The organism is Plebeiibacterium sediminum (assembly GCF_026013605.1).
Classification (GTDB): Bacteria; Bacteroidota; Bacteroidia; order Bacteroidales; family Marinilabiliaceae; genus Saccharicrinis; species Saccharicrinis sediminus.
Genome location: NZ_JAPDPJ010000008.1, coordinates 111,593 through 119,165 on the forward strand (window position 1 = coordinate 111,593; position 7,573 = coordinate 119,165).

Annotated in this window: 5 protein-coding genes; 4 read left to right on the plus strand and 1 reads right to left on the minus strand. The window is 34.5% G+C overall.

Annotated elements, in window-relative coordinates; all coding sequences use genetic code 11:
* Positions 1 to 101 precede the first annotated feature (101 nt).
* The gene (galB, locus tag OM075_RS05835; RefSeq protein WP_301189549.1) at positions 102 to 2,525 is read left to right on the plus strand and encodes a beta-galactosidase GalB; all 2,424 of its coding nucleotides are present in this window, start codon (positions 102 to 104) and stop codon (positions 2,523 to 2,525) included.
* A gap of 275 nt (positions 2,526 to 2,800) precedes the next feature.
* Here galB and OM075_RS05840 read toward each other — a convergent pair whose 3' ends face one another.
* Positions 2,801 to 3,412: a hypothetical protein gene (locus OM075_RS05840; protein ID WP_301189550.1), complete on the minus strand. Its 612-nt coding sequence runs from the start codon at positions 3,410 to 3,412 to the stop codon at positions 2,801 to 2,803.
* A 594-nt stretch (positions 3,413 to 4,006) separates the two neighbouring features.
* Between OM075_RS05840 and OM075_RS05845 the strand changes: the two genes are divergently transcribed.
* The 3 genes from OM075_RS05845 (at position 4,007) to OM075_RS05855 (ending at position 7,101) form a co-directional block, all read left to right on the plus strand.
* The gene (locus tag OM075_RS05845; RefSeq protein ID WP_301189551.1) at positions 4,007 to 4,711 is read left to right on the plus strand and encodes a type 1 glutamine amidotransferase; all 705 of its coding nucleotides are present in this window, start codon (positions 4,007 to 4,009) and stop codon (positions 4,709 to 4,711) included.
* A gap of 57 nt (positions 4,712 to 4,768) precedes the next feature.
* A complete protein-coding gene (locus OM075_RS05850; protein WP_301189552.1) occupies positions 4,769 to 5,686 on the plus strand; it encodes a methylenetetrahydrofolate reductase in 918 nt (305 codons plus the stop codon).
* Positions 5,687 to 6,441: 755 nt separating this feature from the next.
* Complete coding sequence (locus OM075_RS05855) at positions 6,442 to 7,101, plus strand: 3-keto-disaccharide hydrolase (protein WP_301189553.1); 660 nt, start codon at positions 6,442 to 6,444, stop codon at positions 7,099 to 7,101.
* Positions 7,102 to 7,573: the final 472 nt, after the last annotated feature.

The window sequence follows — 7,573 nt, forward strand, 5'->3', positions numbered from 1 at the left end:
CTGTAAATAATTCTCCTCCTTTTAAAGGAGGAGTACCCGAAGAATGAGGGGGAGGTGGTTTAAACTAATAACAAATAGCCATCAGCTTAAAAAAATAAATTATGTATCAACACATAAATAAAATATTAATCATCGTTGCAGTTGCCTTATTGGCAGCCTGTAATCAAAAGGTTGATAATCCGCGACAGGTGGAATCTTTTAATAAAGGATGGAAATTCTTTTTAGGAGATACTGCTGATGCTTCAAAGGTATCATTTAATGATGCGGATTGGCGTGCATTGAATTTACCCCACGACTGGAGTATTGAAGGGGAGTTTAGTAAGGATAATCCTTCAACTACTGAAGGAGGAGCATTGCCAACTGGAATTGGATGGTATAGAAAAACCTTTAAGGTGGATTCAGTTCCTCAAAATCAAAAATATTATATCGACTTTGATGGAGTTTTTTGTAATAGTGAAGTTTGGTTAAACGGTCATTATTTAGGAAAGCGTCCATTTGGATACATTACCTTTCGTTATGATATGACTCCATATTTAAATTTTGAAGATAAGGAAAATGTAATGGCGGTGAGAGTAGATAATGATGCTCAGCCAGCTTCTCGTTGGTATACCGGATCAGGAATCTATCGTAATGTTTGGATGGTAACTATAAATCAGGTTCATGTTGATCATTGGGGTACTTATATTACAACACCAAAAGTTAGTGATGAGGCAGCAATCGTAAACCTTGAGGTTAAAATCAAAAACAATCAAAACGCAGCACAACAATTAAAGGTAAAAACTGAATTGTATGATCAGAATAATCAAGTTGTAGCTCAGGATGAAAAGTCAGTTTCCTGTAAAGATTCTCTATGTTCCATAGCCTATGATTTTACTGTAAATCACCCCGTATTATGGTCCATTGAAAATCCTTATATGTACACAGCTGTAACAAGTGTTTATAATAAGAAGGAATTGATTGATCAATATGAAACTCCATTTGGTATCAGATATTTTGAGTTTGATTCTGCAAAAGGATTCTTTTTAAATGGTCAGCCATTAAAAATTCACGGTGTCAATCAACATCACGATTTAGGTGCTTTAGGTGCTGCTGTAAACACCAGAGCCATGGAGCGCCAGCTTGAAATTTTAAAAGGAATGGGTTGTAATGCTATCCGTATGGCGCACAATCCTCCGGCTCAAGAATTATTGGATCTGTGCGATCAAATGGGATTTTTAGTTATTGATGAGTCCTTTGATGAATGGAAAAAAACTAAAGCTAAAAAAGGATATCATTTATATTGGGATGAATGGCATGTTCGCGATTTACAGGATATGATTTTACGCGATCGTAACCACCCAAGTATTATTGCCTGGAGTATTGGAAACGAAATCAGAGAGCAGTTTGATACAACAGGAATATCTATTACAAGGGAGTTGGCTGGTATTGTAAAAGAGTTGGATAAAACCCGTCCTGTAACCAGTGCATTAACAGAGCAGGATCCTAAAAAAAATAATATATATCAATCAGGAGCTTTGGATTTAATTAGCTTTAACTATAAGCATAAGGAGTATCTTGATTTTCCAAAGAATTACCCGGGTCAAAAAATGCTCGCTTCTGAAAATATGTCGGCTCTATCAACACGCGGACATTATGATATGCCTTCAGATAGTATGCGAATCTGGCCTTCGGCTTATAATGCTCCTTTGGTAGGTGCAAATGATGATTATACGGTTTCTGCTTATGATCATGTGTATGCCTATTGGGGTGCAACGCATGAGGATACATGGAATGTGGTTAAAAACAATGATTTCATCTCAGGGATGTTTATCTGGTCGGGGTTTGATTATTTAGGAGAACCAATACCTTACCCTTGGCCAGCACGTAGTTCTTATTTAGGAATTATTGATTTGGCAGGATTCCCTAAAGACGCATATTACCTGTATCAAAGTGAATGGACAGATAAAACCATGTTACATATTTTCCCACATTGGAATTGGGAAAAAGGACAGGATATTGATGTTTGGGCGTATTATAATAATGCCGATGAGGTTGAACTATTCTTAAATGGTAAATCATTAGGTACACGTAAAAAAGAAGATGGAAAATTCCATGTAATGTGGCGAGTGCCGTTTGAACCAGGTACTCTTAAAGCAGTTTCTCGTACAGATGGTCAGGTTGTTTTAGAAAAAGAAATTCATACTGCAGGCGAGCCTTATAAAGTAGAATTAATTGCTGATCGTGAGGTAATTAATGCCGATGGAACAGATTTGTCTTTTATAACAGTTAAGATTATGGACAAGGATGGTAATATGATTCCGGATGCAGATCAATTGGTTCATTTTGACATAGAAGGTAACGGCTTTATTGCCGGAGTTGACAATGGATATCAAGCCAGTTTAGAGCCATTTAAAGCCAATTATCGTAAAGCTTTTAATGGAATGTGCTTATTGATAGTTCAGGCCACAGAAGAAGCCGGGGATATTAAAATTACAGCGACTACTGATGGCTTAAAAAATGGAGTATTGACTCTAAAATCAAAATAGTATATAAAAAAGATGGCTGATTTATTAATATATAAACCAGCCATCTAATGTTATAGTTTTTCCAATTGTGTTATTAGTTTAAAAGTTAGGTTAATCAATTTTGTACAGTTTTTCTATTTTGATGCTAGGTTTTATTGTGTGTACAAAGGTTAACCTGCTTTTTTCTTATAATGATCAATAGTCTCCTGTAAGATTCTTCCAGTCTTCAGTCTCCAGTTCCTTTCTTCCTGTTCCTTTCTCCTTTAACCCTTCTCCCTTTTCCCTCTTCCTTTCTCCTATTTATGCATCTTATTTTTCTTAATCAATAGCAATACTTCGTTGTAAGTCATAGGGTAAGCACCAAGTGATTCCCATTTAGCAAAGTATTCATAAACTAATTTTAAATTCACCTCACCATCATTGTAGGCAGATTCATTAATGATAAGTTCTGGAATGTAGCGTACTTTTTTACCCATTTTAAGTAGTTCTGTGATCACATGATCCACTTTATTTTCCAGTCCCACGCCAAAAACAATCCATTCCTTAGCCTTTAATTTTTTAACGCATTCAGCTGTGTTTTCGTTGCTGTTAAAAACCAAAACATCCTGAACACCGTCCTTAGTACCTCTTTCCAGATAAAACTTATATCTTTCACCAATAGACTTTTTCCATTCCTCTTTTTCCTTGTTGGCCGGAATAAAAACAAAGTCACGTTTATCATCTTCCATGGGTTGAAAACCATCTTCATGAATAGTGAATACAAGCGGTGCAACAATGGCAGAAATTAAACTGTAAATTTCAAACAGTTCATCACTAATAGGTTGACTTCTGTCGGGACAGTTAAATTTTACTTTATTTGGGGTGATTTCAATACAGTCAACATCAAAAAATACGTAGTTATTGGTCATCTTAAAATTGTTTTATGGCATCACAAATGATACTGGTTAAACATAATCGGTTTTTAAGATGTGATCCCAGAGAGTTATAAATATTCGGGCAAAATAATTGAAGTGAAGAGATAATATAGGTGGTTTCTTTTCTACTCCTTTATTCGTAAACAAATATAGCTTAATAAATGGTTGTAAAAAGTTAAAATGTGCGAATTAATATTGATTATTGTGGTATTTGGTGATAAAATGTTCTAAAATTAGGTGTAAATATGATAAAACGTAAGGGGTTATATCTTATTCAATAGTACTCAGTACTCAGTCTACAGTCAACAGACTTCAGTAGGGAGTGTAAATATCTGTTTATTTGTAGATTTGTTTATTGGTTAATTTGCCGACTGCTATTTCCTAACTGCCGACTGCCGACTGTGAACTGCGAACTGCCAACTATTTGCCCCTGTTCCTTTCTCCCTGTTCTCTTCTCCTTGTTCCTTGTTCCCTGTTCCCTTCTCCCAATTAATCCCAAATTAAACAAGTTACATTACCAACTTTATAAACTTTACTTATTTTTGTGTTTGTTTTTCTAGTACAAATAATCATTAAAACCAATTATTGATGAAAATTCACTGTATTTTACACGTTGATTTTGAAACACCTGGATATATTGTTGATTGGGCGGAGTGGAATGATTTTGAAGTTTCTTATACACATATTTATAATAATGATCCTTTTCCTGAGATGAAGGAGTTTGATATGTTGGTGGTTATGGGCGGACCGATGGGGGTGTATGAATATGACAAATACTCATGGTTAAAGGAAGAACAGGAATTTATTAAAAAAGCTATTGACGCTGATAAATATGTATTAGGCGTTTGTCTTGGATCTCAACTGATTGCCGAAGCCTTAGGAGCTAAAGTATATCCATCCGGTATTCAGGAAATAGGCTGGTATAAAATTGAATTAACAGAAGAAGGTACTCAACGATGGGGAAGTTTTGATCCGGAGAATCGTTGGGTTGTTTTACACTGGCATGGTGATACATTTGATTTACCTGAAGGTGCTATACTACTGGCTTCATCAGAAGCTACCAAACATCAGGCATTTGCTATTGGAGATAAGGTTTTGGGATTACAGTTTCATATGGAAGCTACACCTTCAACTGCCAGGGGGATGTATAATGTATTTAAAGACGAGTTGGAAGATTTGCAAGGACAGAAATATGTGATGCCTGGCAAGGAAATGCTTAAAAGAGAAGTATATTTCCATGATATCAATGCATTGTTGGAAGCAATATTAGATCAGTTTGTAGGTAATAGCTAGTGGTAGCATAGAGTCAAAAGCCAGGAACAATTGTTCATTATTAATTAAAAAAGAAGGATGTTAAAAGATAAAGTACTATCAAAAGAGTCAGGAATTTTATTGTATGGACTAACCCCTCCAAAATTAAAAACTGAAGAGGATAAAATTGCGGTTATTGCCAAAAAGCAAATAGAGCGAATTAAAAACCTGGAGATTGATGGCTTGGTGTTATATGATATTCAGGATGAAACCTCAAGAAATGACTCGCCTCGTCCTTTTCCTTTTATGCCTACATTAAGTCCTGATTACTACAGTAACAAATATCTGAGTGAATTAGATATTCCTAAAGTGATTTATAAGAGTGTAGGAAAATATAGTGAAGAAGATTTTAAATATTGGCTTAATCAGGAAACGGCAAATATTGATTGTTCTGTATTTGTAGGATCACCATCTAAAGATCAGGTAACGAAGTTATCATTGGGTAATGCCTATAAAATTAAGCAGGATGTAAATGCTGATATTGTATTGGGAGGTGTAACTATTCCGGAGCGCCACGCAGTTAAAGGGGATGAGCATTTGCGATTGTTTAATAAAATAGATAAGGGATGTAGATTCTTTATTTCGCAATGTGTTTATAATATTAACAATACCAAAAATTTCCTTTCTGATTATTATTATACATCTGTCGAAAATAATAGAGAACTGCAACCCATCATATTTACATTAACACCATGTGGTTCTATCAAAACCATGCATTTTATGGAGTGGCTGGGGATTGATATTCCAAAGTGGTTAATCAACGAATTAAAGCATTCTCACGATATTCTGTCAAAATCAATTGAGATTTGTAAAATGATTGCAACTGAGATTGTACATTTTGCAAAAGAAAAGAATATGCCTATCGGTTTTAATATTGAAAGTGTAGCCATCAGAAAAGAAGAAATAGAAGCTTCTATTGATCTATTAAAGGATATAAGATCTTTAATGAACGAATAGAGAAATGATTTCACCACGGAGAAGAAATCTCTGTGTACCTCAGTGAACTCTGTGGTAAAAAATAATTTAACCAAGGAAAGCATAAAGGTGCTACACTTCATCACATAGAACTTGGAGATAAATATCCTCTGTGTAGCCCTGTGAAAAGCCTCGGTGAACTCTGTGGTGAAAAAGTTATTAAACCAAGAAGAGCACAAATGCGCTACGCTTCATCACAAAGAACTTGGAGATAAATATCTTCTGTGTAGCTCTGTGAAAAACCTCGGTGAACACTGTGGTAAAAAATAATTTAACCAAGGAAAGCATAAAGGCGCTGTGCTTTATCACAAAGAACTTGGATATAAATATCCTCTGTGTAGCTTTGTGAAAAAACTCGGTGAACTCTGTGGTAAAAAATAATTTAACCAAGGAAAGCATAAAGGTGCTACGCTTCATCACAAAGAACTTGGAGATAAATATCTTCTGTGTAGCTCTGTGAAAAACCTCGGTGAACTCTGTGGTAAAAAATTATTTAACCAAGGAAAGCACAAATGCGCTACGCTTCATCACAAAGAACTTGGAGATAAATATCCTCTGTGTAGTCCTGAGAAAACCCTCTGTGAATTCTGTGGTAAAAAATAATTTAACCAAGGAAAACATAAAGGCGCTATGCTTTATCACAAAGAACTTGGAGATAAATATCCTCTGTGTAGCTCTGTGAAAAACCTCGGTGAACTCTGTGGTAAAAAAAAGAAATTAAACAAACAACCATTATAATGATTAAAAGTATTATTAAGTCGGCATTTATAGTTTGCGCTTTATTTGCCTTAACAGCCAATGCAGAAGCACAAAACGGAAAGCTTTTTAAAAAATCTAAGTTTAATGGCTATGCCTATTCAAGTAAAACCGGAAAGGTGGAGCCTGATTCATTATTTAAAACCGGCAAAGGGACTATAGTTTTAGATGGTAAAACCATTGGTTATGTAATGAGTAATGAAGTTTATAAAAACTTTAAACTGACAGCTCAGTTCCGTTGGATGACAGAGTCTGATCAAAATAAAAAGCGCAATAGTGGGTTGATGTATTATGTGGCAAAAGATCAGGAAGACGCTTTATGGCCATCAGGAATACAATATCAAATAAAAACTAATTCAACAGGTAATTTTATTCTGTTGAAAGATGTTAGTTTGACTGTTCATGATACTATAATCGGACCAGGAGCCAGTATTAATGTAAATCATTTTTCAGATGCAGAAAAGGAACATGGAGTATGGAATGATATTGTTATTGAAGCAGATGGCGATCATGTAAAACAATATTTAAATGGAGTATTGGTAAATGAAGCAACCAATACTTCAGTAATAGAAGGACGCATCTTATTTCAATACGAAGGTTCACCCATTGAATTTAAAGCTATAAAAGTGAAACGTCTATAGTTATCACCTCTTAGTATTAAGTATGCTGATCTTTATTAATTCGTTTTTATGATCACAGCTATTCTAATTCACACGAACTTATAAAAAGAGTTTATATTTAAAGGTTTCTCAAATGCTACAATGCTCATCACAGAAATATTTCAAAAAACTTTCCCTAATTAACCGCTTGACAAAAAGTGGTTTAGTTCTTACCTTGGTGTTTCTGCAAAATAAATAATTCAATTTTGTTTGGATGTTAGAATTAAAAGCTATTTATTTGCACCCGCTTTGAACGAAAGGCGAGACAAAAAGATGACATAATGATAACTTTATAAGGGATGAAAAACCTAATACAGAGCAGGTTTTAAGGAGTTTTATAAAGAAGAAAAAAAAGAAATAAATTTTTTGATTTTTTATTTGGATTTAAAAATTAAAATCACTTATCTTTGCAGCCGCTTTTAAAGAAGGGCAAAAAGATAAAATAATGAAGCTT

Excerpts from the sequence above, each read along its gene's own strand:
- OM075_RS05840 (WP_301189550.1), bottom strand. The coding sequence starts at position 3,412 with ATGACCAATAACTACGTATTTTTTGATGTTGACTGTATTGAAATCACC.
- OM075_RS05845 (WP_301189551.1), top strand. The coding sequence starts at position 4,007 with ATGAAAATTCACTGTATTTTACACGTTGATTTTGAAACACCTGGATAT.
- galB (WP_301189549.1), top strand. The coding sequence starts at position 102 with ATGTATCAACACATAAATAAAATATTAATCATCGTTGCAGTTGCCTTA.
- OM075_RS05855 (WP_301189553.1), top strand. The coding sequence starts at position 6,442 with ATGATTAAAAGTATTATTAAGTCGGCATTTATAGTTTGCGCTTTATTT.
- OM075_RS05850 (WP_301189552.1), top strand. The coding sequence starts at position 4,769 with ATGTTAAAAGATAAAGTACTATCAAAAGAGTCAGGAATTTTATTGTAT.